22 protein-coding genes and 2 pseudogenes are annotated in these 22,773 nt (G+C 37.0%); 16 read left to right on the forward strand and 8 right to left on the reverse strand.

Going from position 1 to position 22,773, the window contains the following annotated elements; translation table 11 throughout:
* Positions 1–23: 23 nt before the first annotated feature.
* Positions 24–947, reverse strand: a complete 924-nt coding sequence (locus LBYS11_RS04255; protein ID WP_048394700.1) for a COX15/CtaA family protein — start codon at positions 945–947, stop codon at positions 24–26.
* Positions 948–1,283: 336 nt separating this feature from the next.
* Here LBYS11_RS04255 and cyoE point away from each other — a divergent pair, with 336 nt between their 5' ends.
* The 7 genes and pseudogenes from cyoE (at position 1,284) to LBYS11_RS04290 (ending at position 7,888) form a co-directional block, all read left to right on the forward strand.
* Complete coding sequence (gene cyoE / locus LBYS11_RS04260) at positions 1,284–2,201, forward strand: heme o synthase (protein WP_048394698.1); 918 nt, start codon at positions 1,284–1,286, stop codon at positions 2,199–2,201.
* Between the two features lie 99 nt (positions 2,202–2,300).
* Positions 2,301–3,389, forward strand: coding sequence for a cytochrome c oxidase subunit II (coxB, locus tag LBYS11_RS04265; protein ID WP_016992772.1), 1,089 nt, complete (start codon positions 2,301–2,303; stop codon positions 3,387–3,389).
* Positions 3,390–3,429: 40 nt separating this feature from the next.
* Positions 3,430–5,313: a cytochrome c oxidase subunit I gene (gene ctaD / locus LBYS11_RS04270; protein WP_004224787.1), complete on the forward strand. Its 1,884-nt coding sequence runs from the start codon at positions 3,430–3,432 to the stop codon at positions 5,311–5,313.
* On the forward strand, positions 5,313–5,939 hold the full coding sequence (locus LBYS11_RS04275; RefSeq protein WP_004224788.1) for a cytochrome c oxidase subunit 3: 627 nt from the start codon (positions 5,313–5,315) through the stop codon (positions 5,937–5,939). Before ctaD ends, LBYS11_RS04275 begins: the two co-directional genes overlap by 1 nt.
* Positions 5,939–6,282, forward strand: a pseudogene (locus LBYS11_RS04280) (cytochrome C oxidase subunit IV family protein). Before LBYS11_RS04275 ends, LBYS11_RS04280 begins: the two are co-directional and overlap by 1 nt.
* 180 nt (positions 6,283–6,462) lie before the next feature.
* Positions 6,463–7,386, forward strand: coding sequence for a cytochrome c oxidase assembly factor CtaG (gene ctaG, locus LBYS11_RS04285; RefSeq protein ID WP_054549850.1), 924 nt, complete (start codon positions 6,463–6,465; stop codon positions 7,384–7,386).
* A gap of 40 nt (positions 7,387–7,426) precedes the next feature.
* On the forward strand, positions 7,427–7,888 hold the full coding sequence (locus tag LBYS11_RS04290; RefSeq protein WP_016992774.1) for a DUF420 domain-containing protein: 462 nt from the start codon (positions 7,427–7,429) through the stop codon (positions 7,886–7,888).
* A gap of 14 nt (positions 7,889–7,902) precedes the next feature.
* On the opposite strand, the gene ytvI is transcribed toward LBYS11_RS04290, so the two are convergent.
* Together ytvI and LBYS11_RS04300 are read right to left on the reverse strand one after the other, a co-directional pair.
* Complete coding sequence (gene ytvI / locus LBYS11_RS04295) at positions 7,903–8,964, reverse strand: sporulation integral membrane protein YtvI (protein WP_103117536.1); 1,062 nt, start codon at positions 8,962–8,964, stop codon at positions 7,903–7,905.
* Positions 8,965–9,109: 145 nt separating this feature from the next.
* Positions 9,110–9,511: a YugN family protein gene (locus LBYS11_RS04300; RefSeq protein WP_103117537.1), complete on the reverse strand. Its 402-nt coding sequence runs from the start codon at positions 9,509–9,511 to the stop codon at positions 9,110–9,112.
* A gap of 147 nt (positions 9,512–9,658) precedes the next feature.
* On the opposite strand from LBYS11_RS04300, the gene LBYS11_RS04305 reads away from it, so the two are divergent.
* The gene (locus tag LBYS11_RS04305; protein ID WP_048394693.1) at positions 9,659–10,813 is read left to right on the forward strand and encodes a CAP domain-containing protein; all 1,155 of its coding nucleotides are present in this window, start codon (positions 9,659–9,661) and stop codon (positions 10,811–10,813) included.
* Positions 10,814–10,964: 151 nt separating this feature from the next.
* Positions 10,965–12,437 (forward strand): UDP-N-acetylmuramoyl-L-alanyl-D-glutamate--2,6-diaminopimelate ligase, encoded by a 1,473-nt coding sequence (locus tag LBYS11_RS04310; RefSeq protein WP_048394690.1) that lies wholly within the window; start codon positions 10,965–10,967, stop codon positions 12,435–12,437.
* On the opposite strand, the gene LBYS11_RS04315 is transcribed toward LBYS11_RS04310, so the two are convergent.
* On the reverse strand, positions 12,418–12,918 hold the full coding sequence (locus tag LBYS11_RS04315) for a PaaI family thioesterase (RefSeq protein ID WP_066037197.1): 501 nt from the start codon (positions 12,916–12,918) through the stop codon (positions 12,418–12,420). The two genes, LBYS11_RS04310 and LBYS11_RS04315, sit on opposite strands and share 20 nt — an antisense overlap.
* An 87-nt stretch (positions 12,919–13,005) precedes the next feature.
* Here LBYS11_RS04315 and LBYS11_RS04320 point away from each other — a divergent pair, with 87 nt between their 5' ends.
* Positions 13,006–13,452: a YlbF/YmcA family competence regulator gene (locus LBYS11_RS04320; RefSeq protein WP_004224800.1), complete on the forward strand. Its 447-nt coding sequence runs from the start codon at positions 13,006–13,008 to the stop codon at positions 13,450–13,452.
* A 104-nt stretch (positions 13,453–13,556) separates the two neighbouring features.
* Entirely contained in the window at positions 13,557–14,609 is a 1,053-nt protein-coding gene (locus LBYS11_RS04325) for a tartrate dehydrogenase (RefSeq protein WP_103117538.1), read from the forward strand.
* A 90-nt stretch (positions 14,610–14,699) separates the two neighbouring features.
* Here the strand turns inward: LBYS11_RS04325 and LBYS11_RS04330 are convergent, their stop codons facing one another.
* Positions 14,700–15,611 (reverse strand): glycerophosphodiester phosphodiesterase family protein, encoded by a 912-nt coding sequence (locus LBYS11_RS04330; RefSeq protein ID WP_048394685.1) that lies wholly within the window; start codon positions 15,609–15,611, stop codon positions 14,700–14,702.
* Between the two features lie 400 nt (positions 15,612–16,011).
* Between LBYS11_RS04330 and LBYS11_RS04335 the strand changes: the two genes are divergently transcribed.
* Positions 16,012–16,284, forward strand: a complete 273-nt coding sequence (locus LBYS11_RS04335; protein ID WP_004224806.1) for a YlbG family protein — start codon at positions 16,012–16,014, stop codon at positions 16,282–16,284.
* 2 nt (positions 16,285–16,286) lie between these two features.
* Here LBYS11_RS04335 and LBYS11_RS04340 read toward each other — a convergent pair whose 3' ends face one another.
* The gene (locus tag LBYS11_RS04340) at positions 16,287–16,676 is read right to left on the reverse strand and encodes a DUF7147 family protein (protein WP_036077099.1); all 390 of its coding nucleotides are present in this window, start codon (positions 16,674–16,676) and stop codon (positions 16,287–16,289) included.
* 56 nt (positions 16,677–16,732) lie between these two features.
* Here LBYS11_RS04340 and LBYS11_RS04345 point away from each other — a divergent pair, with 56 nt between their 5' ends.
* From LBYS11_RS04345 to coaD, 3 genes are all read left to right on the forward strand, one after another.
* A complete protein-coding gene (locus tag LBYS11_RS04345; protein ID WP_048394682.1) occupies positions 16,733–18,154 on the forward strand; it encodes a hypothetical protein in 1,422 nt (473 codons plus the stop codon).
* A 71-nt stretch (positions 18,155–18,225) separates the two neighbouring features.
* Positions 18,226–18,792, forward strand: a complete 567-nt coding sequence (gene rsmD, locus LBYS11_RS04350) for a 16S rRNA (guanine(966)-N(2))-methyltransferase RsmD (RefSeq protein WP_048394681.1) — start codon at positions 18,226–18,228, stop codon at positions 18,790–18,792.
* A gap of 1 nt (position 18,793) precedes the next feature.
* Positions 18,794–19,285 carry a pantetheine-phosphate adenylyltransferase gene (gene coaD / locus LBYS11_RS04355; RefSeq protein WP_004224812.1) on the forward strand — a complete coding sequence of 164 codons (492 nt, stop codon included), beginning with the start codon at positions 18,794–18,796 and terminating at the stop codon, positions 19,283–19,285.
* Between the two features lie 58 nt (positions 19,286–19,343).
* On the opposite strand, the gene LBYS11_RS04360 is transcribed toward coaD, so the two are convergent.
* On the reverse strand, positions 19,344–20,243 hold the full coding sequence (locus tag LBYS11_RS04360; protein WP_231595723.1) for a hypothetical protein: 900 nt from the start codon (positions 20,241–20,243) through the stop codon (positions 19,344–19,346).
* Positions 20,244–20,361: 118 nt separating this feature from the next.
* Here LBYS11_RS04360 and LBYS11_RS04365 point away from each other — a divergent pair.
* Positions 20,362–21,407: pseudogene (locus LBYS11_RS04365) on the forward strand (SepM family pheromone-processing serine protease).
* Positions 21,408–21,451: 44 nt separating this feature from the next.
* Here the strand turns inward: LBYS11_RS04365 and LBYS11_RS04370 are convergent.
* Positions 21,452–22,663, reverse strand: a complete 1,212-nt coding sequence (locus LBYS11_RS04370) for a nucleotidyltransferase (protein WP_103117539.1) — start codon at positions 22,661–22,663, stop codon at positions 21,452–21,454.
* Positions 22,664–22,773: the final 110 nt, after the last annotated feature.

Below are 22,773 nucleotides of genomic sequence, written 5' to 3' on the forward strand. Positions count from 1 at the left end.
TTTTTTAATGGGCTATTTCTGGGTTATTTCTTTTTCTCATTATAATTACTTCGAGCAACTAGCATGATCATATAGCATAATAAACCGAATAAAAGGGAAATAAATAATGAATGCAGTAAAGCTACCGTTAAATTCAGTTTCGTAAGAACTACTAACATACCTGCAATAACTTGTAAAACTACTATAGTAAAGGCAATTATCCATCCATAGTAGATAACACGTTGATGTTTATATTCCTTTACAGCGTGCCAAGTTATGTATGCTATCCAAATGAAAATAATAAGAACAGCTAATCGATGTCCCATTTGCACCCATTCATACATATTATTCGGGGGTGCCAAAGGTGTTTCATTATAGCAAAATGGCCAATCGGGACAAATTAAGCTCGAATCTGTATGTCGAACTAGCGCCCCAGTATAAACGACTAAATAAGAATAAATTGTGACAGCAATTGTATGCCAACGTAACTTTTTTCCGATAAATACGTTATCGGCATCAAATTTCCGATCGACTTCAAATACAATCATAGAGAGAAGAAGAACCGCGGCAAAGGAAATCAGAGATATCCCAAAATGAAGTGCTAAGATGAAATCACCTTGCCCCCATAATACTTGAGCTGCTCCAATAAGAGCTTGCGCGATTAAGAAAAACATTGCTAGGAAACCTAATAGTTTTACTTCGCGAATATGTCCGAGCTTACGCCATGTCCAAACGGTTAACACAAGAATTGAGATAGATACAACTCCTGTTACGAGACGATGTGAGAATTCAATAAGGACTTCTGGTGTAATCTCCTTTGGAATAAGAGATCCATTACAATCAGGCCAGTTTCGACCACAGCCTAGGCCACTATCTGTTTTGGTAACGAGAGCCCCACCTAGTAATATAAGGAGCATCCCTACTGTAGCGGCAACAGCAAACCACTTCAAATACCTGTTGTGTTGCATAAAATGAGTCACCTACTTTATCTATCAACATTACAAGAACGTAATGTTTCTGCTACTAGATAATATCGAAAATACGTATAAAAAACAACTTGTAAAGAGAAGGGACTACTAGATGTCGATTCCATTTCACAAATTGTTCATAATTTCGTGCTTTAACCTTCACAATTCATTTTAGAAAATGTTTTACTATAGATATGTTGTTTTTAATTATATTTCTAGACAAAACTAATTTTTACAACTTCATCTAAATTTCACTTAATGTCTAGAAATCAATCGCAAATTTCGCTATAGTTATTGTTAGCGGAATATGCTTACAAAAATGAAAGGAGAGGTATTATGTCAAACGGTCGTACACTGGCGGCTACTAGAAATCCTGGTCCAGAAACAACATCTGTTGTAAAAGATTTCTTAGCACTAATAAAAATTGGAATCGTTAACTCGAATCTTGTCACAACGTTTACAGGGATGTGGCTGGCTTTTCAGTTTACTAGTAGACATTTCTTGCAAGAGCTTGATGTCATATTTTACACCATGCTGGGTGCGGCATTAATCATTGGTGGCTCAGGTGCAATGAATAACTTCATTGATCAGGATATAGATCCCATCATGAAAAGAACTAAGGCAAGACCGACAGTGACAGGCAGATTTAAGCCAAACTTTGTGTTGACCATTGCCCTCTCATTTTTAATTGTAGGTGAAATTTTGTTATTTGCGGCATCGTTTGCAGCCGGCATGTGGGGACTAGTAGGAATATTTGCTTATGTCGTTCTGTATTCAATGTGGTCAAAGAGGAAGCATGTTAGTAACACGGTTGTAGGTAGTATTTCGGGGGCTATTCCTCCTGTTATTGGATTCGCAGCGATTGAGCCTGCCTTAGGTCCAGGAGCACTAGCCTTATTCCTTATCATGTTTGCATGGCAACCACCACATTTCTATGCGCTTGCAATGAAACGGACTGAGGAATATCGTGCAGCTAAAATACCAATGCTACCTGTTGTAAAGGGATTTAAACGTACAAAGTACTCAATGTTATTCTGGATTCTTTTATTATTACCGTTACCTTTCCTTTTAACAGAGCTTGGAATTGGCTTTTTAACTCTTGCTACTGCATTGAACTTGGGTTGGTTAATACTAGCTCTGAAAGGCTTTACAACAAAAGATGATATGAAATGGGCAAATAAAATGTTTATTTATTCGTTGAATCATATGACCATACTATTTGTAGCCATCATAATATTTGCGGTGTTTAGCTAAAGTTAGGGATTCTTTCTTTTTATAAGAATTCATATAGACAGAACTGATGTCCTAGGTACACATGAAAATACAACAAAGAAAGAGGGGTTTAATTAAGCTATGATGAAAGGGCTTAAAAAATGGCGTCTTTTTTCACTTCTAGCAGTGATGATGGTTTTCCTTTCAGGTTGTGGTGAAGATTATCTTTCTACACTAAAACCATCTGGAGAAGTAGGTAAACAACAATTAAATTTATTACTGTTAACTACTGTAATTATGACGCTAGTAGTAGTAATAGTATCTGTTATCTATTTACTTGCATTCCTAAAATACCGTCGTGCACGCGTAGGTGAAAATGTTATCCCTAAGCAAGTAGAGGGTAGTCATACTTTAGAAGTGATTTGGACAGTTATTCCGATTATTTTATTATTAATTATCGCTGTACCAGTTGTTACAACTACTTATAAATTTGCAGATGTTGCTGCAATGGATGAGGTAGATGAAGAAGGGAACAAAACAGCCCTAACGATCAATGTAACGGCAAAATTATACTGGTGGGAATTCGAATATCCTAACCAAGGTATCGTAACGGCTCAAGAGTTAGTGGTACCAACAGGTGAAAAAGTTTACTTTAATTTAAAAGCTGCCGATGTTAAGCACTCATTCTGGATTCCTGCTGTAGGCGGTAAAATGGATACAAACGTGGAAAACTTAAACAAATTCTACTTAGTATTCGATAAAGAATCAAAAGATCTTAAAGATGGCGTATTTTATGGAAAATGTGCTGAATTATGTGGACCTTCACATGCATTAATGGACTTTAAAGTAAAAACATTAAGCCCAGACGCATTTGATGCATGGGTTGATGCAATGAAAGCAACTGAAGGACAAACTGCTGACAAAGCTTCAACAGATCTTGGTGAAGCAACTTTTGCAAATAGCTGCTTAGGCTGTCATGCTATCTCTGGTTCAGGAGCAGGCGGTACACCAGGTCCAAACTTAACTACGTTTGGTGACCGTAACCGTGTTGCTGGTTTCTTAGAGCATAATGAAGAAAGTTTAAAAGCTTGGATTAAAAACCCTGAGGAATTTAAACCAGGTAACTTAATGATGAATGCTGAAGGCACTGCGCCTATCTACGGTAATTTATCTGATGAAGAAATTGAAGCTCTTGCAACTTACATCATGGGCTTATCAGTAGAAAAATAATTTTCGTTCTATGTAACAAATTTTGAGGGAGGTAAAAGTTGTGAGCTCATACACACAGAAAAAGGGCTTTGGAGCAGCTGTCTGGGATTACATCACTACTGTTGACCATAAAAAGTTAGCAGTGATGTATTTATTAGCCGGTACATTGTTCTTCGCTATCGCTGGTTTTGAAGCATTATTAATGCGTATTCAATTAATGAAACCAAATAATGATTTCGTATCAGCTGGTTTTTTCAATGAATTATTAACAATGCATGGAACAACAATGTTATTCCTAGCTGCTACGCCACTACTATTCGCATTTATGAACATGCTTGTACCATTACAAATTGGTGCGCGTGACGTTGCATTCCCGTTCCTTAACTCATTAGGGTTCTGGTTATTCTTCCTAGGTGCAGTATTCCTTCACCTGTCATTCTTTATGGGTGGCGCTCCTGATGCGGGCTGGACTTCTTATGCATCATTATCTTTATACTCTCCAGGACATGGTATTGATTTCTATGTTCTTGGTTTACAAATTTCAGGGGCAGGTACATTAATTTCAGGTCTTAACTTTATCGTTACGATTATTACAATGCGTGCTCCAGGTATGACATTTATGCGTATGCCATTATTCACTTGGACTGCTCTTGTATCAAGTGCCTTAATCTTATTCGCATTCCCTCCATTAACAATTGGTTTATTAATGATGTTATTTGACCGTATGTTCGGTGGTAACTTCTTTGACCATACAATGGGTGGTAACACAGTAATTTGGGAACACTTATTCTGGATCTTCGGACACCCAGAGGTTTATATCTTAGTATTACCAGCATTCGGTTTATTCTCTGAGATTATTCCAGCGTTCTCTCGTAAACGTCTATTCGGATACTCTTCAATGGTATTCGCTACAATTTTAATTGGTTTCTTAGGGTTCATGGTTTGGGCTCACCATATGTTTACAGTTGGTCTTGGGCCAACAGCAAACGCAATCTTCGCTGTTGCAACAATGGCAATTGCGGTTCCAACAGGTATGAAAGTATTCAACTGGATCCTAACTATTTGGGGTGGATCTATTAAAGTTACAACACCAATGCTTTATGCACTTGGATTTATCCCGTCATTCGTTGCGGGTGGTGTTACAGGGGTCATGCAAGCATCTGCACCTCTTGACTATCAATTACATGATTCTTACTTTATCGTTGCTCACTTCCACTACGTAATCGTTGGTGGTATCGTTACAGCATTATTCGGTTCAGCGCACTTCTACTGGCCAATTTTCTTCAACCGTATGTTAAACGAAACGCTTGGTAAAATTACTTTCTGGGTATTCTTTATCGGATTCCATTTAACATTCTTCCTTCAACATTTCTTAGGTTTGATGGGTATGCCACGTCGTGTATTCACTTACATGGAAGGTCAAGGTTGGGATCAATTCAACTATATCTCTACAATCGGTGCATTAATGATGGGTGTAGGGGTTATCTTAATGGTAATCAACTGCTTAATGTCCATTAAGGGCAAACCAGCAGGACGCGATCCTTGGGGCGATGGACGTACTTTAGAATGGTCAATTCCACAACCAATTCCATTCTATAATTTCCGTCAAACTCCACTTGTTCGTGGTTTAGATCCATGGTGGATTGAAAAACAAGAAGGTAATAAAGAAGTAACATTTGCTGAGCCACTAGGTGATATCCATATGCCAAATAACTCAGCGATTCCATTCGTTATTTCATTAGGTATGTTTATTGCAGCATTTGGTGCACTTTACAATCCAGACGCAGATAAGCCATGGTCTATTTATGTATTAATCATTGGTTTAGCAATTACATTTGGTGCGATGATTGCTCGTTCTGTTAAAGACGATCATGGTTTCCATTTACACAAAGAAGAAATTCTTGAAATTGAAGAACATCTTTACGGCAAAGGAGGAAATAAATAATGGATTTCAATACTAAATTTACTCCTCATACTTGGCCAGATCATCCTGAACAAGCTACGATGGAAGGTAAAAATAAAGTCGTTGGTTTCTGGATTTTCCTTGCCTGTGAAGTTGTACTTTTCGCAAGTTTATTCGCTACTTATTTAGCGCTTAAGAACAAAGGGCCAGCTGGCATGGAGTTCACAACTCAAGGTTTATTTGAATTACCATTAGCATTTGCTATGACGATGTTATTATTAACATCATCACTAACATCTGTTTATGCAATTTACCATATGCGTAACTTTAACTTTAAAGGTATGCAAACTTGGTTAGCGATTACATTAGCTTTAGGTCTTGGATTCTTAGCACTTGAAATCTATGAGTTCAACCACTATGTGCACCTTGGTTTTACATTTAATCAATCTGCATTCGCAACAGCGTTTTATTCGTTAGTTGGTACACACGGTTTCCACGTAACTTTAGGTCTTGTATGGATTGGTACTTTAATGATCCGTAATGCTAAACGTGGATTAAACCTGTACAATGCACCTAAATTCTTCGTTGCTGCTTTATATTGGCACTTTATCGACGTAGTTTGGGTATTTATCTTTACAGTAGTATACTTGATGGGAGTGATCGGATAATGTCTTCACACGATACACCTATAGTTGCTAAGTCACAGGCACAGTATGAGTATGATCGTCATCATAATGCCGTTCATATGCGTAAACAAGTAATCAACTTTGCGATTATGATTTTCTTCACTTTTATCGCATTCGCAGTAGTTGCAGCTGATTTTTCTAAATACTTAATTATGCCATTCGTATTATTATTGGCTGGCGTTCAAGTTGTACTTCAACTTTATTCTTTCATGCACTTAGAAGATAAAAAACTCACTTTGGTGGTGTTATTGGTTTCTTCATGTGGATGGGAATTTTAATCGCATTTACATTCTTCTTAGCATTTTTAACAATCATTTGGTGGTAATCACCAAAAAAGCACGTTCGTTATTTTGTACGAACGTGCTTTTCTTATGTTTTGAGGTTATTTAGGTATCCAAAGAGGCAACACTGTTGAAACTTAACATTTGTTCACCTTTCGTTCATTGCAGTATAGCTGTAAGCGTTTTATAATAGGAGTACTGAAGTTTAAAGGAGTGCGTTCCATATGCCACTTAGTATATTTGGTTTCCAAGCATTGTGGAGCCCGTATTTAATAGGGGTTCTTGTTTTTATAACAATCATCTATTTTTTAGTCACAACAAAGTGGCGTAAAGATTTTAAAGTAAGTGAACCTTTGAAAAAAAGTGAAGCTATTTACTTTGTTTTAGCTATGATTACCATCTATATTATCAAAGGATCTCCGATTGATTTAATGGCTCATATTATGTTTACCATGCACATGGTGCAAATGGCTATTCTGTTATTGCTGGTCCCTATTTTCTTAATTAAAGGGATTCCCTGGTGGGTTTGGAAGGTGGCTATTGAGGCACCTGTAGTTAGAACTTTGTTTAAAGTGCTAACATTACCAGTTGTTGCTGTCTTTGTATTTATCGGTCTATTTTCTTTCTATCATTTACCGTCCATATTGGATTACATTAAATTAAATGAAACATTACATGGTACCTATACATTTGTATTATTTCTATCTGCAGTGTTTATGTACTGGCCTTTAATTCAAAATTTGCCAAATAGTAATCAAATGAAGCCTTTGCATAAATTGGCGTATATTATTGCTAATGCTGTTTTAATTACACCTGCTTGTGGATTAATCATCTTTGCGCCAAATGCAATGTATGAGACATATACAAACGGTGATGCATGGTTAAAGGCAATGGAGCTTTGTGTACCAGCCTCTACATTGTCAGGATTATCTTTATCTGGACCAGAGCTATTTACAGACATGAAACCAGTTGCAGATCAGCAATTAGGTGGCGTGTTAATGAAAATCCTACAAGAGCTTATTTTTGGTGTACTAATTGGTACGATCTTCACAAGATGGTATCGATCTGAGCAAAAAGATCCAGATAAAATCACTGCTGACGCTTTAGCTGCCCACCAAAAGAAGTGGGAAAGTCAACAGCAACATTAATTGAAGAATAGAAATTTACTTTGTGTAAGGGGTTTTGACAATGGAATTGCAAATTTTGCCTACTATTAGTACATCGTTTATCGTTATTAGTGCTGTACTAGTAGCGATAGGGTGGGGCTTAATTATAAAAAGAAATGTAGAGGGACATAAGAAAGTGATGCTTGCTGCAGGTGTTGCAGCACTTATTTTCTTTATCATCTATGCGTCCCGTACAATCTTTATTGGAAATACGGCTTTTGGCGGTGGAGAAGATTTAAAACCATACTATACGTTCTTCTTGATTTTCCATATTATTTTAGCGACATCTGGAGCTGTGTTTGGTATCGTTAGTATTATTTCAGGTTTGAAAATGAACATTAAATTACACAGACGAATTGGGCCAATTACAAGTATTATTTGGTTCTTTGTTGCCATAACTGGTGTATTAGTTTATTTATTATTGTATATTTTATTTGAGCCTGGTGAAACAACATCAGTAATTAAAGCCATTTTAGGATTTTAAAAAAATCTCCCTCCTTATTTCTGTGCAGGAGGGAGATTTTTTATAGTTGGTTGGAATAGTGAAAGCACTACAACAACCAGTAATGGACCAATTAATATTCCAATAAATCCAAAGATTTTAAAACCAATAAACATGGCAATAAAGGTATTCAAGGAAGAAAGTCCAATTTTATCGCCAATAATTTTTGGCTCAATCATTCGTCGGACTAGAAATTGTCCAATGGTTAGTAAAATTAAGACAGCTGCATATAAATAATCGCCAGCAAAGACCTGATAGATTGCCCATGGGACTAATAAAATAAATGAATCAAGAAAAGGGATAAAGTCTAAAACAACAAGTAAAAGTGCTAACAATATAGGGAATGGTGTTTTTAAAAAATAAAACGCAGCGAATGATATAGCAAAGATCCCTATCCCTACAAGTAATTGAGCTTTCAGAAATCCAAATAAGGCTAGCTTAACACGTTGGCCAATAAAGATAATTTTTTGATGGTAATGAAAAGGAACGGGCGATAATAATTTACGATTAATTGTTGGTAATTCTAAAAGCAACATATACAACACAATCCAATAAACAAATATATCAAAAAGACGTGTGGGAATATATGTTAGTAACGTTGACCAAACATTGACGTTCGTTAAGGATAAAGAAAATTTTTCGATGGATGCTAAAGCTTTTGCAATCATAAATTGAATTTGTGAAACTAGCTCTACAGGTAAATGATAGGTGTAATTGCTGAGCTTAGATTGCATTTGAATCCATAGGGCAGACAATTGATTAAGATAATCAGGTATATCAATAATAAAGGAAGAAAATTGTTTCCAGCTTATATAAAGGATAAGTGTACATAATAATAAAGATATACTTAGAAAAAACAAAAAAAAGAAGAAGACAACGATTTTCCGTTTTTTTCTAAACCGTTTGCTCATTCGAACGATGATTGGTTCTAACAATAACGCGGTTAAGTAGGCAAGTAAAATTGGTAATGATATGGAGATGGACCAAAGGATCAGTATACCCATTGCAATAACAATAATGGGATGACGAAAAAAAGGACGATTAAAAAATGATAACATTTTTCTCACCTACATCTTGTAATAGATATAGGTAGTATGAGAAAAAAATTTTTTTTACTCAAAATAAAAAAAGACTGGACCACCAGTCTTTTTACAACCATGAAGCTATTTACGCTTACTTGCCGTCACTTCAATGTACGAAAGATTAGCGTGCGTTAACAGGTTCAAAGTTATTTTTATTTGTAGGCTCGATTGAGAATTGATCTAACTCTAATTTAACCTTTTTTAAGATTTCTTCACATTTTTTTACAAGGTGTGCTGGATAAACCTCGTCATCGCCATATTCAACACCATGCGGATAATAGTATTTACCAAGGACTGGTTTCATTAATGTAAGGATAGCATCGTGTGCACCTACGTCACCAGAAATAGCATATGCGAATACGCGTAGGTAAAAACGACCTTCACGAGTATCGAATCGTTTATCAAATGTCATACGCTCGTAATCCCAGCCGCCATCACATTCTAAACCATGTTTTTTCATAATGCTGACAAGTAGCTCTTGATCAGCTGTTAAATTTTCAAGGTTAGTATTTTCAAAATACATGTATAGTCCTCCTTTAGGTTCTCGTACAAAGTATACGCTCATTTTTATAATAGAGCATATTCGACATTGTTGCAATGACAACATTGTGTCAACCCAATTACAATTGATATAATAACTTACAATAATGGTGATGAAAAGGAGCCCTGTATGAAAGCTTTATTCCGCATTTTAATGGTTTGTGGTGCAGTTGCATTAATTGGTTTTATGTTTTTTAATACCCCTAAGGAAAATGAGCCACTAGAAGGCCCAAATACCAATTCGAATATCATACCTCAAACACAGCTAAAGCAGGAACCTGCAATAGGAGCAATGACACGTCCACAAACGGGTATATCCACATTGATAGGAAAAGGCACACAAACTGTTTTAGAACAATATGGGGAGCCTGCAAGAAAAGAGCCGTCTTCATTCGGTTATCAATGGTGGGTCTACAATGAAGACGTTTCAACTTTTTTTATGATTGGTATTGATAATAATATTGTGACACAAATTTACATAGCAGGACAAGAAATTGATGCATTTCCTTTTAAAGTAGGCCAAAAACGTGATGAAATATACAGAATGACGATCATTGATTATGAGGTAGCCGCCACTGTAGGCGAAAATATTTTCATTTTCTCAATGAGTGAAGAAGATATGCAAACAAGGCTGCTTATCAAATTTGATGGTCTTTATGCACAGCTTTACATAGATAGGGAGACAAGTGAGTTGCAAGGGATACGATATACAGACAGTGAAACACTTGTCCTTCATCAGCCATATGAAATGAGCTATCAAGGGGAGCTTGTTAGACGTGCTCCACCTTCCTCTTTCTTACAGCAAGAAATTGATGTGGCTAGCGCTAAACAATTAGACGATTTGCTAAATGTAACAAGAGTCCATCATGATTTACTTCCTTTAGAAATGGATGAATCATTGGAGGAAGCAGCAAGAATGCATAGTGAGGACATGAAGGTGCAAAATTTTTTAGCGCATGAATCTCCAACCTATGGGGATCTAAAAAAACGATTACAGACGCAAAAAATCGAGTATAGTGAAGCGAACGAAAACCTGGCAACTGCTTATTTTGATGCGATTGAAGCCATGCATGGCTGGACAAATTCTCCTGAACATAGAAAAGTTCTTTTGAATGATCGATATACCCGCGTTGGTTCTGGCGCCTTTGTAGATTATTATACACAAATATATCTTGAACCTACTACACAAGAAGTGGGTAGAGAAGAGCAAGATAATGAAGAGACGAAAAATGAAAAACAAGATAGCGAAGAATCTACAGATAAATCAAATCAAACCTTACCATAACAGAAGAATATTCAGATGAAGACAAGCTTTCAACAAACGGGCTTGTCTTCATTTTTTATGTGGAGTTTTTCCTTCTTTTAGGCTTCTACATTTTTCGTCACACCGTTACAAACGCCGTCATATGATAGAGAACTGAAAGGGGGAATGAGGTTTGCAATTAGCAGAGTTATTAAAAGACTGGCCATGTAGCGTGACGGGAGGATCTATACGGACAGAAATTACTGGTGTAGAGGACTATGCACAGGCGGTACAACCTGGTGATATATTTATTGTGCGAAAAGGTAAAAAAACATCGGGAAGTCGGTTTGTCAAAGAGGCATTGGCACGTGGAGCTGCTGCCATCGTTTCAGAAGAAAGTATCTCTTTGCCAATTATAGATAAAGAAATTCCTTTTGTATGGGTTCCAAATACAGCATTATTTTTATCGTATGCAAGTGCGAAGCTTGCTGCTTTTCCAGCAGAAGCTTTAACTGTTATCGCCATTACAGGTACAAATGGAAAGACGACAGTGAGCCATTTTGTTAGTCAGCTTCTAAATGCACTACATAAACATGCAGCAGTTATTGGAACGGTTGGCTTTTTCATCAATGGTGAGAAACAACAAACGGCTTATGAGCAATTAACAACATTGCAAGCTAAAGAATTACACCCCATTCTTAAGCAATGTGTGCGAAAAGGTGTGACCCATGTTGTATTAGAAGCTTCTTCAATGGGGTTGCAGCAGCATAGGCTCGATCATTGTGACATTGACTGTGGTGTATTTTTAAATTTATCAGAAGATCATTTAGAAGATCATGGAGGTTTAGAAGCTTATAAACGTGCCAAGAAACGTTTAGCGGATTTATCAAAAAAGCTAGTATTAAATGGAGATGATAATTTTTGCCGTTCTGTTGGTATTTATGATAAGAAAAAATCTTGCTCATTTGGTTTTGATAATCACAATGATTTACATATTCAAATCGTCAGTGAATCAGTTGGAAAAACCGTACTTTGTTTACAGACTTCCGCGAGTGAGCATATTGTAGAAATTCCTTTTGTCGGTAAATACCATGTGCAAAATGCTGTTGCATCCTTAATGGCTGTATGGCGCTTAGGTGTCCCTATGGAAGATATAGTTGGACATATGTGGTCGTTAAGGCTACCAGAGGGCAGGCTAGAGAAGATTGAAAATCCATTAGGAATTGATGTTTATGTAGATTATGCCCATACAGCAGAAGCATTGCAAGCGGTATTGCAAACCTTTGATCGCTCTAAAACAATTTACCTTGTCTTCAGTTGTGGAGGAAATCGAGACAAGGCGAAACGCTTTGCAATGGGGGCAGTAGCAAGTAAATATGCTGATGTTATTTATTTAACAACAGATAATCCTCGTGATGAAGATCCTATTGTGATTAATGAAAGTATTATTGCTGGATTTACAGAGCAACAATATTATGAAATTTATTTAGATCGCAAACTTGCGATCCATCAAGCATTAGCAAAGGCAGAAAAGGGAGACATTGTCCTTGTTGCCGGAAAAGGGCATGAACAAACACAGCAAATTAAAAATCAAAAGTTCCCTTTTTCCGATCAACAATGTATTAAAGACTATTTTGCGAGTTTAATTACGGACGACGCTGAATAACGAAGAAAGATCCTGTAGCAATGGCAAGCCTGCGACCAGTCTCATCTTCAACATCACATTCCATGACAAGCGTTTGGCGTCCCTTATGAACAAAACGACCACGTGCAATCAATTCTTTATTTGTAGTGGTAGCAATATACGATATATTCATGTTCGTAGTAACTACATTATAGCCCTCAGGCACAGAGCGCGAAGCAAGCCCTCCCATAGCGGCATCGGCAATCGTTGCAACAATACCTCCGTGTGGCACCTTTATCGTATTATGGATGACCGGTGTAATAGGGATACGGACCTCACTGACCTCAGGCTCAAATTTACCTACCATATGTAAAGTAGCATTAATATAACGACGGTGAATGCCTTGCTGTTTCTCCCGTAGGCCATTTAAAAGATGTAATAAAACTTCTTCATCTTCCTCGGTACTGTCTTGTAAAATCTCGGCCACTAACTGTTCAACCTGCTCCTTAGATGTTGTCATCATTTGGAAAACCTCTTTCATTAAAATTATCATTAATGTAAAATTACCATAAAATCTGTTATGATGGGAAAGAGATTGGGGGAATTAAAGATGATGATGACCTCTGACTGGGTAATCATTTTGGATGAGGCGGAAGCGCTTTGTGAGATGATTCTTTCCTCAGAACCTGCGATGGCGCTACAACAAGCGTATGAAGCTGTATATAGTGATGCACAAATTGTAGAGGCTATATATGCATTTAATCGCATGAAAGAGCAGTACGAAGATGTACAACGTTTCGGAAAATATCATCCGGACTACCATACAATTATGAAGTCGATTCGCCAACAGAAAAGGGCACTTGACTTAAATGAGAAAGTTTCAGCCTTGAAAATTGCTGAAAACGATTTTCAGGATTTACTGGATGAGATTAGCCTATTAATAGGAAAAACGGTCTCTGAAGCGGTAAAAGTTCCTGTTAGTAATCCATTCTTTGCATCTGGTTCATCTTGCGGAGGTGGATGTGGCTCGGGCGGTTCATGCTCTTGCTCAGCGTAAATAGGATGTGTATATAACATATCTCTTCTAGACTGTAGACAACTCGAAGGCAACTGAGTTAGTTTACAGTCTTTTTTATAATTAAATTCAAGGAGGAAGCATTAATGAAAACTTATCGAATTGCCGTAATACCTGGGGATGGAATAGGAAAAGAGGTTGTGCCAGCTGCAATAAAAGTTCTTGATCAGGCAGCGTTGTTAGATGGACGCTTTCAATTTGAATGGACAACTTTTCCATGGGGCTGTGAATACTATTTAGAGACAGGAAAAATGATGCCTGATAATGGCATTGAGCTGTTAAAACAGTATGACCAAATATTTTTAGGTGCAGTTGGTATGCCTAACTTGGTTCCAGATCATGTATCATTATGGGGCCTTCTCATTAAAATTCGACGTGAGCTACAGCAATCTATTAATGTACGACCTGCAAAGCTACTTCAAGGGTTACCATCACCTTTACGACAACCAAATGATTTTGATTTTATTGTTGTAAGGGAAAATTCTGAAGGGGAGTATGCTGAAAGCGGAGGAAGAATACATAGTGGTCAAGATGAGGTGGCAATCCAAAATGCTGTTTTTACAAGAAAGGGTACAGAACGGGCGATGCGCTATGCATTTGAATTAGCCAAAACACGTAATGGACATGTGACAAGTGCTACAAAATCAAATGGGATTACATATAGCATGCCTTTTTGGGATGAAGTGTTTACTCAAGTAGGAAAAGAATATGAAGAGGTAGGTCAAGCATCTAATCATATTGATGCACTAGCGGCATTTTTAGTGATGAAGCCAGAAAATTTTGATGTTATCGTAGCATCGAATTTATTTGGGGATATTTTGACAGATCTAGGCGGTGCCATTATGGGAAGCATTGGTATTGCACCTGCAGCAAATTTAAACATTGAAGGGCTATATCCATCAATGTTTGAACCTGTCCATGGTTCTGCACCAGATATAGCTGGTCAAGGAATTGCCAATCCTATTGGACAAATTTGGACAGGTAAGATGATGCTCGATTTTCTTGGTTATCAAGATGTGGGAACAAGGATATTGAATGCTATAGAGCAAACATTAGCGCGGGGTATAAAAACGCCTGATTTGGGTGGAGCTGCCACACTACAAGAAGTAACTGATGCAATCATAGATTATTTAACATAAGTATTACTGTAATGGGAAGTAATAATGGATCTAACATTTACATGAAGGGGAAGCACATCAGTTCAGTGTGCTCCCCTTTCATTCCTAATCTTATTTAGACTCTTGAACTTGTAATAACTCAACTGCAATATCCGGACGATCTGTAATAATGCCCTTTGCCCCATTATTGAGTAATTTTTTCATCGTATCTAGGTCATTGATTGTCCAATAGTGGACAGGAATATTAAGGTTGTTTAAAAACTGAATAAATTTAGGAGAATCTAATGCAATAACCCCTGACTTTGGAGGAATTTGAAAAACATCCACTTTAGGGTGATATAAATGTCCAAACTGACTTGAGAAAGAAGCAAATGCTTTTCTGACATCTGATTCACCTGCACCAAGTGCTACTTGATTTTGAGCATATAAATTAAACCGATCTATTTGCTCACCATAAAAGCTTGTCACAACAACACGATGTTCAGCTTGAAGTTCTTCAATTAAGCGCCAAAGTTTAGAAGGCATCAGACTCCCTTCGTACGTATCAGGAGCATCTTTGATATCAATGTTGATTAACATATTTGGATAGGCTTCAAGCAACTCTCGTAAAGTTACGACTTTTAATTTATCCTCTCGATATGGGAAATTTCCTTCTAAATCTTCAAATTGGTAGCCGTGGTTCAAGGCATTGATTTCTGCCAACGTCATATCTGCAATGAGACCATAGCCATCTGTTGTACGTTCAACTGTCTCGTCATGGAAAACAATAATTTCCTCATCTTTTGTTAGGCGAATGTCGATTTCAAAGCCATCGACACCTAGCTGTGCAGCTTTTTCAAATGCAACCATTGTATGTTCTGGTGCTAAAAGAGCTCCGCCACGATGTGCAAGAATTATGGGGCGTTCGAATTGTAATGCTTGTTTACCTTCGCGTTGCTGTGGTTTTGAAATAGCTTTACTGCCTGCCCAAGCCGCTGCACTTGCTGCTGCAATTGCAAGCGCAATTTTTGTTTTCTTACCCATATTCGTCCTCCTTAACAATTATCCTCATATAAAAAGTAGTAGTGAATTCATTGTTTAATCAATAGTAGTAAGTACAGGGCCTACTATTAAAATTAGTTATATAAGTGAATGATGATTTTTTTATGCTGATTTTTGCCATCCTATTTGAAAAACAATCATTATGGAGGTGCAAATGCCTTGTAAAGGGTTCATTTGAGGCATAATCATCTTTCAGCATTCTTCTGTTCCTGTAATGATGCTACAATTGAATTTAATTAAAACAACTGATTCATCTTCACGATGTTCAACGTCGTATGCTTTTCCATTATAACGGAAAATTGAGCGTTCTGTCAGCTAAACTCTGTTGCTATCATTTTCTGGTCTATGGTATTCTTTTATGTAAGAAATGAGGGAATCCACTATGAACGAACGACAAGGGCTAATCGTTTACGTCCATCAATTAAAACATGCGAAGTCACTTCGGAAATATGGTCATGTTCTTTATATTTCTAGAAGGCAAAAATACGTAGTGCTTTACTGCGATCGTGAGGATATTGACATGATGACAACAAAACTACAACGCCTTCCATTTGTGAAAGACGTTGTGGCGTCTTATCGTCCTTTTGTAAAAACTGAATATGAAAATGCAAAACCAGATAAAGCAAAGGAATATGACTACAAAGTAGGTCTATAAACTTATGTTAATGCAGGTATATAGTTATTTAGTCTTAATATACCTATTAAGTATTGATAAAATAGTTTTGATTCCGAAAATATAGATGAGTGCTTTATTTCTACAACTACTGCTTTTCGACCGAGTTGTTCTATTTGTGCTTCAAACATTTTTTGTCGCTGTGTTGGCTGTTCTTCATTGTATGGGATGCCTTCTCGACAAATATAAATAGGCATGAATTTACTTTCGCCGACTGGTTTAAGGGCGACAGCTAAAGAAATCACCTTCTTGTCTTCTTTTGTAGATGTTAGTAAAAAGGCTTGATGAAAACGTTCCTGGTTGGTTTTAATAATTTCGAGTAGCTCGTAAACATCACCATAGCCTTCACCTAATTCTATAAATTGTTGTGGCATAATAATTGCACATCCTTTCCAATATTCATAGTATCATGCTGCGGGAGGTCAAGCACATGAAATTTGCATTAAGCTTTTTTTCTATTTTAGCACTAATCATTACAGGAACTGTATTTTTCCAATACCATGCTTATTCATCTGATTTAGAAACAGGCATAGGGGATTTTCATTATTCTCAGGAAATAGAAATTGTCTATCGCGAAAATAGCTTAGATATTCGTCAACATTTTAAAAACCTACCAAATCAAAAGGTGAAAATTAAATGGCCTGAAAAAGCAACAAACGCTAGTTGCTTTATTGAAAATGAAAAAAGCTGTGATCGTTTATCAGATGAAGTTTCTTACTTTGCAAAAGGGGAGACAAAATCACAATCTGTGTCATACATAATTCCAATTGAGGGTGGCTTAAAAAATAAGATGCTCCTTCAAAATGTTTTTGCTACACTAATAAATGGTGAAGCATCGTATTCAATTGTTTCAATTTCTACAGACAGTAAGGTGAAAGGACAATGGGTTACGGGTTTGCCCCTAGTAGGTCAACAACAACTTGTACTTGTCAATTACACCATGTTTAGAGGAAACGGTACTGTTCAAGATTTATATTGGCAAGCCGGGGAGCTTAAAGCGCAAGAACAGACACCGGTGTTATCAATTTATGCCCAGCAAGAAGTCCCTAATGATTTTCTAAAGTCATTAAAAAATTTACAGCTTCTAAGTGATGAGCATATTGCAATTATTCAAGAAAAAAGTCCAGTAGCAGTTCATGACGAAAGATTGTTATTTTTACCAACACTTACTGCACAAGCTGTAGAGCAAGAAGTAATTTTATCACAAATCAAATCACAATATAATTTTGTAGATTCCCCAGAATGGTTGCCTGAGGTTGTGGCATCCTATTTAATAAGCGATCCAATTGGTGGAGAAAAAACAAAGAAAATCATCAAGACATTAAATGATTACATGACGGATGCTCAACAACAAGCTTGGCAGGAAACATTGAAAAAGCTTGGAGATGAATCGATTTCACCAGATACAATGGACAAGTACTTATCACAGGTATTAGATGCCAAGACATCTTATTTTACATTAAATGCAGCTCAGCAAAATGGAACCTATCCACTTTTATTTGAGGATGCACGTGATGTCTATGTGGATGATACATTGAAGGAAGATGTTCATGTTATTCTCTATGAGGGACAGGTATTGTATACGGCAGATACATTATTGCCTTACCTCGGCTACTCAGCTGCGGAAGGAAAGAATGGCTATTATGTAAATAGTGAGCATCGTACATTCCGTTTCCCTAAAGAGCCTGGATTTTATGTATTCAACCAGCGTAGGTATTCGACTATCTCTGAACCAATCATTAAGATTGCTGATCATTATTATGTAGAAGAAGCTTGGTTACAACGATTATTCCTAGTTGAACTACAAAAAAAGGATGAGCGTATTCAAGTATTAAAACAAGAGCAACAATAACTTTTGCAGCGGAGGGCCAACCTTTCGCTGCAAAATACTTTATATAGACGAAAGTACGGTGAGATGCTGATATGAGAGTTGTAGCAGGAGAGCGCAAAGGAATGCCGCTTAAAGCAATAGCAGGAAATACGACAAGGCCTACAACTGACAAAGTAAAGGAGTCCATTTTTAATATAATTGGGCCATTTTTTGATGGAGGTTTAGCGTTAGATCTGTTTGCTGGAAGCGGTGGCTTGGGGATTGAATCATTAAGTAGAGGAGCAGAACGTGCTATTTTTATTGAGAAAGATCCTAAAGCATTCCAGGTGCTACAAGAAAATATAAAAAAATGCCGTTATGAAGAATATACAGAGCTTTTTCGTATAGATGCAAAGCGCGCTGTGAAAGCGCTATTAAAGCGTGATATTACATTTAAACTCGTTTTTTTAGATCCACCTTACCATCAGCAGGAATATTATGACCTCGTACAGATTTTGGTCGATAACCGTAAAATACAACAAGATGGTATTATTTTATGTGAACATGCAAAAGAGATAGGATTACCTCAAAATTTTGGGGAGTTTGTTTTAACAAGACAAGAAACCTATGGCGGAACAATTATTTCTGTTTATCGCTGTACAGAGGAAGAGGGAGAATAAGTTGTCTGAAAAAATTGCTGTAGTTCCTGGAAGTTTTGACCCTGTAACATTCGGCCATTTAGATATAATTAAACGTGCGGCTGATGTGTTTGATATCGTATATGTAGCAGTATTAAACAATTCAGCAAAGAATCCTTTGTTTTCTGTAGAGGAACGTATGGCTTTGATGGCTGAAGTGACAAAAACCTTACCTAATGTTCGTATAGAGAGTTCTTCAGGCTTATTGATTGATTATGCTAAGGAAAAAAAGGCGAAGGCAATTGTTCGTGGCTTACGAGCAGTTTCAGATTTTGAATATGAGATGCAAATTACATCTATGAACCGTTTCCTTGATGAAACAATCGAAACATTTTTCATCATGACGAAAAATCAATATTCATTCCTAAGTTCTAGTATAGTAAAAGAGGTTGCGAAATACGGTAGTGATGTTAACGAGCTAGTCCCTACATGTGTCGTAAAGGCTTTAAAAGAAAAATATGGTTTTACACAATAAGGATGCAGAGGATGTCAAAAGAACGATGACATCCTCTTTTTGATATTTAGAGCGATTGTTATTTTAGAAAAAATAGAGCATAAATAGTTGGTACAATGATTATGCTAAGGAGGCGGAATTTAATATAAGGTCGTACAGAAAGTTTTGCAGATTTGGCGATAACAAAAATTTGTAAGTGAATACTTATACTTTGCATCGTTAACAAAATCACAACAAGTAAATGGATATAGGGGAGATCTGGAAATGCTGTAACTGTCATTTTAAGACCGTTCGTTACCTCCAGAACAGCTGCTATGGAAAGCTCAATCGTATAGGGAAGCTTTGGTATCAGCTGATCTAAGCCTTGTTGTACAATGGTTTGAATCGTTGTGAAAAAGATGATGGTTGTACCAACTAGAAGAATGGTTGGGGCTGTTTCTTTAATACTTTCCGAAAATGGAGCACTATAGAGTGGTGTGTTGTGTACGGAGATATTAGGTGAATCAGTTTTGCGAAAGAAAAAGTAGCCAGTTACTAGGCAACAAATATTAAACGTATGTAGTAAACATAAAAACAACCATCCAAACGTATTACTGTGTAGTAAATCAAGGCTTACAAAACCTAATACAAAAAGTGGACTAGGTGCATGACAAACAGCTAGCAAGAAATTTGCCTCTTTAGGGTGTAATTGACCACTATTTTTCAAATAAACAATAGTGGTTGCGCCAGTTGGATAGCCTCCAAGAGCACTAATAATATAGGCTTGTACGTATAAAGAAGCCCTTTTTGTTTTGGTACGCATAGGGGCTGTTAAACGCAGAAGCCATTGTGTTAACACAAGATACGGCAATAAGTACGGAAAAAGTGCTTCCATGAAAAGATTTAAGCCTAAATCAGTACCACTGTGAGCGGTTTGTGGGAATAACAAGAGTAAGAGAATTAGAATTACGCAGAGCACTATTTGAATTGTAGCAAACATGTTATCATCTCGTTTCAACTTTTTGTCATTCACATAGGCAAATGCTAAAATCAATATATGTGAGAAAGGCAAAAACATGAACGTATGGTTTTGCAAGCGTCCTAGGAGGTGTTTTCAAGTGAAGAAAAAAATTAGTATTTATGCAGTGTTGATAGTCGTGATTTGTTTTATGATGTTATACCGACTAGACGCGTATATTATGAAACCTGGAAGTGCCTATGATGTCAGTAAATTTGTTACTGTGGATAGTAAAGAGGCAGATAGTGAGGGGTCTTTAAGTTTAATGACAGTTGCTATGCAGCAAGCCACACCATTTTCGTATTTGTGGGCGAAAGTTCAAAAATATCAAAAGCTAATGGATATTGAACAAGTACGAAATCCTTTAGAGGATGATGAGGAATATAATATTCGACAGTTAAAGTTAATGTCTGATTCACAATTTAATGCCAAATATGTAGCCTTCCAAAGAGCAGGGCTAGAGACAAAGGTTCTTTTAATGGTGTATTCATATTAAACGTTTTAGACGGAGGAGCTTCGGACGGTATTTTAAAAGCTGGTGATGAAATTGTCGAGGTTGATGGACAAAGAATAACTAGCCAGCAAATGCTTGTGGATCTATTAAAACCTAAGCAGCTTGGCGATAAGGTAACCATTCAATTTATACGTAATGAAGAACAACACCAGGAGACTATTACACTACAGGAAATTCCTAACGCCCAAGAACATAGAGCGGGTTTAGGTATTTCTTATACTGAAAGCAAATCGATTGAAACTAATCCGAAAGTGACGATGAAAACAGAGGATATAGGGGGACCTTCTGCTGGACTGATGTTTACACTTGAAATATTAGACCAATTACTTGATGAAGATTTAACAAAAGGCTATGCAATTGCTGGAACAGGTGAAATGCTAATAGATGGATCTGTTGGAAGAATTGGTGGAATAGACTATAAGGTTATTGCCGCTGATCGTGACGGCATGGAAATCTTTTTTGCACCAGATGATGAAATCTCTCAAGAAATGAAAGCGAAGTACCCAGAGCTAGAATCGAATTATGCAACGGCTGTCAAAACGGCCAAAGAGATTAAAACAAAAATGAAAATCGTTCCAGTGAAGAGCGTTGACGATGCTATCAATTATTTAAAGCAACTTCAACCAAAATAATATAAAGGGATGCTAAAAGGACTTTAGCATCCCTTTTGATGTCTTTAGCAACGAATAGGTGGTGTTTGATAATCCTTCGGCAGCGTAAAATCCTTTGTTCCTTGCTCGATACTTAAATTATAAAGCTCTGCTGCATGTATATCGATAGCTAACATTGCATCATTTGTAGCTGCAACTCGACTGATTAAGGGTAATTCTATATTCTTTTTTTGCTGACCTAAATAAGCTTGTCCTGTCGAACTCATACCTAATAGCCGAATAAAAGAGGGCGCGTTAAAACTTTGAAGCTGCTTTTTGGTAAACCCTGTATAGATATGTGTTATCATCCGTTGAAGGCGGGTCCAAGTATAACGCTTAGATTTTATTTTTTCCATAAAGCTATAAAATGTAGAGCTGCTTTTGGCTGCTTTTACAATTGCGTTTTCTATGCCCTCTGTTACTTCTGCATAACGAGTAAGTTCTGAAGGGGTATGTCTTATAATGGTGAACTGTAATAACGGCCAAAATGTTTCCCAGCTTGCAAATTGGTTATACTTTGTATGCCAGTCTGTTAAATAATCAAAAGTAGCTGTAGGAACAACATTTTGTACACTTTGTAAAGAATTTGTAGAGGCAAGGGCTTTACGTATGCCAGTGGCACTGGCGATCGATGCATCTTCCTTTAATGCATCATGATATCCTGCTGCAACGCGAGGAATTGTTAATGGTTTAATGTTGCTGTTAAGTGCCCTCGCTGCTTCAAGATAATGAAAGCCCAATATATTATTTGGTTGTGCAAGATCGATGTATGGAGCAGGGTACATCTGAGAAAGCTGTTCATAGGCGTAATGTAGGCTTTTTGGGTAGCTGGCACCTGTTTTAAGGCTGTCTTTAATGAACAGGTCATATTCTGCACGGTGGCTGTCAATCAGCTCGAAAGTGTTTAGAAAGGGCTGTATAGAGCCGTCTTCACTTCCAAAGGCAAAAGAGTTGCAACCAACAGCACTTAATAAGGAAATGGCACCTTTTGCGAAATCTGTAGCAGGTGCTGTACTATAGACATAAGGCAGTTCAATAACAATATCTACACCGCCAGAAAGCGCCATTTTAGTACGTGTCCATTTATCTACCATGGCAGGTTCTCCACGTTGTAAAAATGTGCCGCTCATAACAGCGATTACGAGATCTGCCTGTGCTGCTTTTTTAGCCTGTTCTAAATGATAAGCATGTCCGTTGTGAAAAGGATTATATTCAACAACAATTCCAACTGCTTGCATGCTTCTCCCCCTTATAATTTGTGTCTTTATTTTAAACTGTTAGGAGTAAATACACTTCTTATAGTATATAATTATAGGTGGGTTTTAAAGTGGTGACAAGAAATTATCTT

The sequence above is a fragment of the Lysinibacillus sp. YS11 genome (assembly GCF_002896375.1).
Taxonomy (GTDB): Bacteria; Bacillota; Bacilli; order Bacillales_A; family Planococcaceae; genus Lysinibacillus; species Lysinibacillus capsici.

Excerpts from the sequence above, each read along its gene's own strand:
- LBYS11_RS04255 (WP_048394700.1), bottom strand. The coding sequence starts at position 947 with ATGCAACACAACAGGTATTTGAAGTGGTTTGCTGTTGCCGCTACAGTA.
- cyoE (WP_048394698.1), top strand. The coding sequence starts at position 1,284 with ATGTCAAACGGTCGTACACTGGCGGCTACTAGAAATCCTGGTCCAGAA.
- coxB (WP_016992772.1), top strand. The coding sequence starts at position 2,301 with ATGATGAAAGGGCTTAAAAAATGGCGTCTTTTTTCACTTCTAGCAGTG.
- LBYS11_RS04275 (WP_004224788.1), top strand. The coding sequence starts at position 5,313 with ATGGATTTCAATACTAAATTTACTCCTCATACTTGGCCAGATCATCCT.
- ctaG (WP_054549850.1), top strand. The coding sequence starts at position 6,463 with ATGCCACTTAGTATATTTGGTTTCCAAGCATTGTGGAGCCCGTATTTA.
- LBYS11_RS04290 (WP_016992774.1), top strand. The coding sequence starts at position 7,427 with ATGGAATTGCAAATTTTGCCTACTATTAGTACATCGTTTATCGTTATT.
- ytvI (WP_103117536.1), bottom strand. The coding sequence starts at position 8,964 with ATGTTATCATTTTTTAATCGTCCTTTTTTTCGTCATCCCATTATTGTT.
- LBYS11_RS04300 (WP_103117537.1), bottom strand. The coding sequence starts at position 9,511 with ATGTATTTTGAAAATACTAACCTTGAAAATTTAACAGCTGATCAAGAG.
- LBYS11_RS04305 (WP_048394693.1), top strand. The coding sequence starts at position 9,659 with ATGAAAGCTTTATTCCGCATTTTAATGGTTTGTGGTGCAGTTGCATTA.
- LBYS11_RS04315 (WP_066037197.1), bottom strand. The coding sequence starts at position 12,918 with ATGATGACAACATCTAAGGAGCAGGTTGAACAGTTAGTGGCCGAGATT.
- LBYS11_RS04320 (WP_004224800.1), top strand. The coding sequence starts at position 13,006 with ATGATGATGACCTCTGACTGGGTAATCATTTTGGATGAGGCGGAAGCG.
- LBYS11_RS04325 (WP_103117538.1), top strand. The coding sequence starts at position 13,557 with ATGAAAACTTATCGAATTGCCGTAATACCTGGGGATGGAATAGGAAAA.
- LBYS11_RS04330 (WP_048394685.1), bottom strand. The coding sequence starts at position 15,611 with ATGGGTAAGAAAACAAAAATTGCGCTTGCAATTGCAGCAGCAAGTGCA.
- LBYS11_RS04335 (WP_004224806.1), top strand. The coding sequence starts at position 16,012 with ATGAACGAACGACAAGGGCTAATCGTTTACGTCCATCAATTAAAACAT.
- LBYS11_RS04340 (WP_036077099.1), bottom strand. The coding sequence starts at position 16,676 with ATGCCACAACAATTTATAGAATTAGGTGAAGGCTATGGTGATGTTTAC.
- LBYS11_RS04345 (WP_048394682.1), top strand. The coding sequence starts at position 16,733 with ATGAAATTTGCATTAAGCTTTTTTTCTATTTTAGCACTAATCATTACA.
- rsmD (WP_048394681.1), top strand. The coding sequence starts at position 18,226 with ATGAGAGTTGTAGCAGGAGAGCGCAAAGGAATGCCGCTTAAAGCAATA.
- LBYS11_RS04360 (WP_231595723.1), bottom strand. The coding sequence starts at position 20,243 with ATGTTTGCTACAATTCAAATAGTGCTCTGCGTAATTCTAATTCTCTTA.
- LBYS11_RS04370 (WP_103117539.1), bottom strand. The coding sequence starts at position 22,663 with ATGCAAGCAGTTGGAATTGTTGTTGAATATAATCCTTTTCACAACGGA.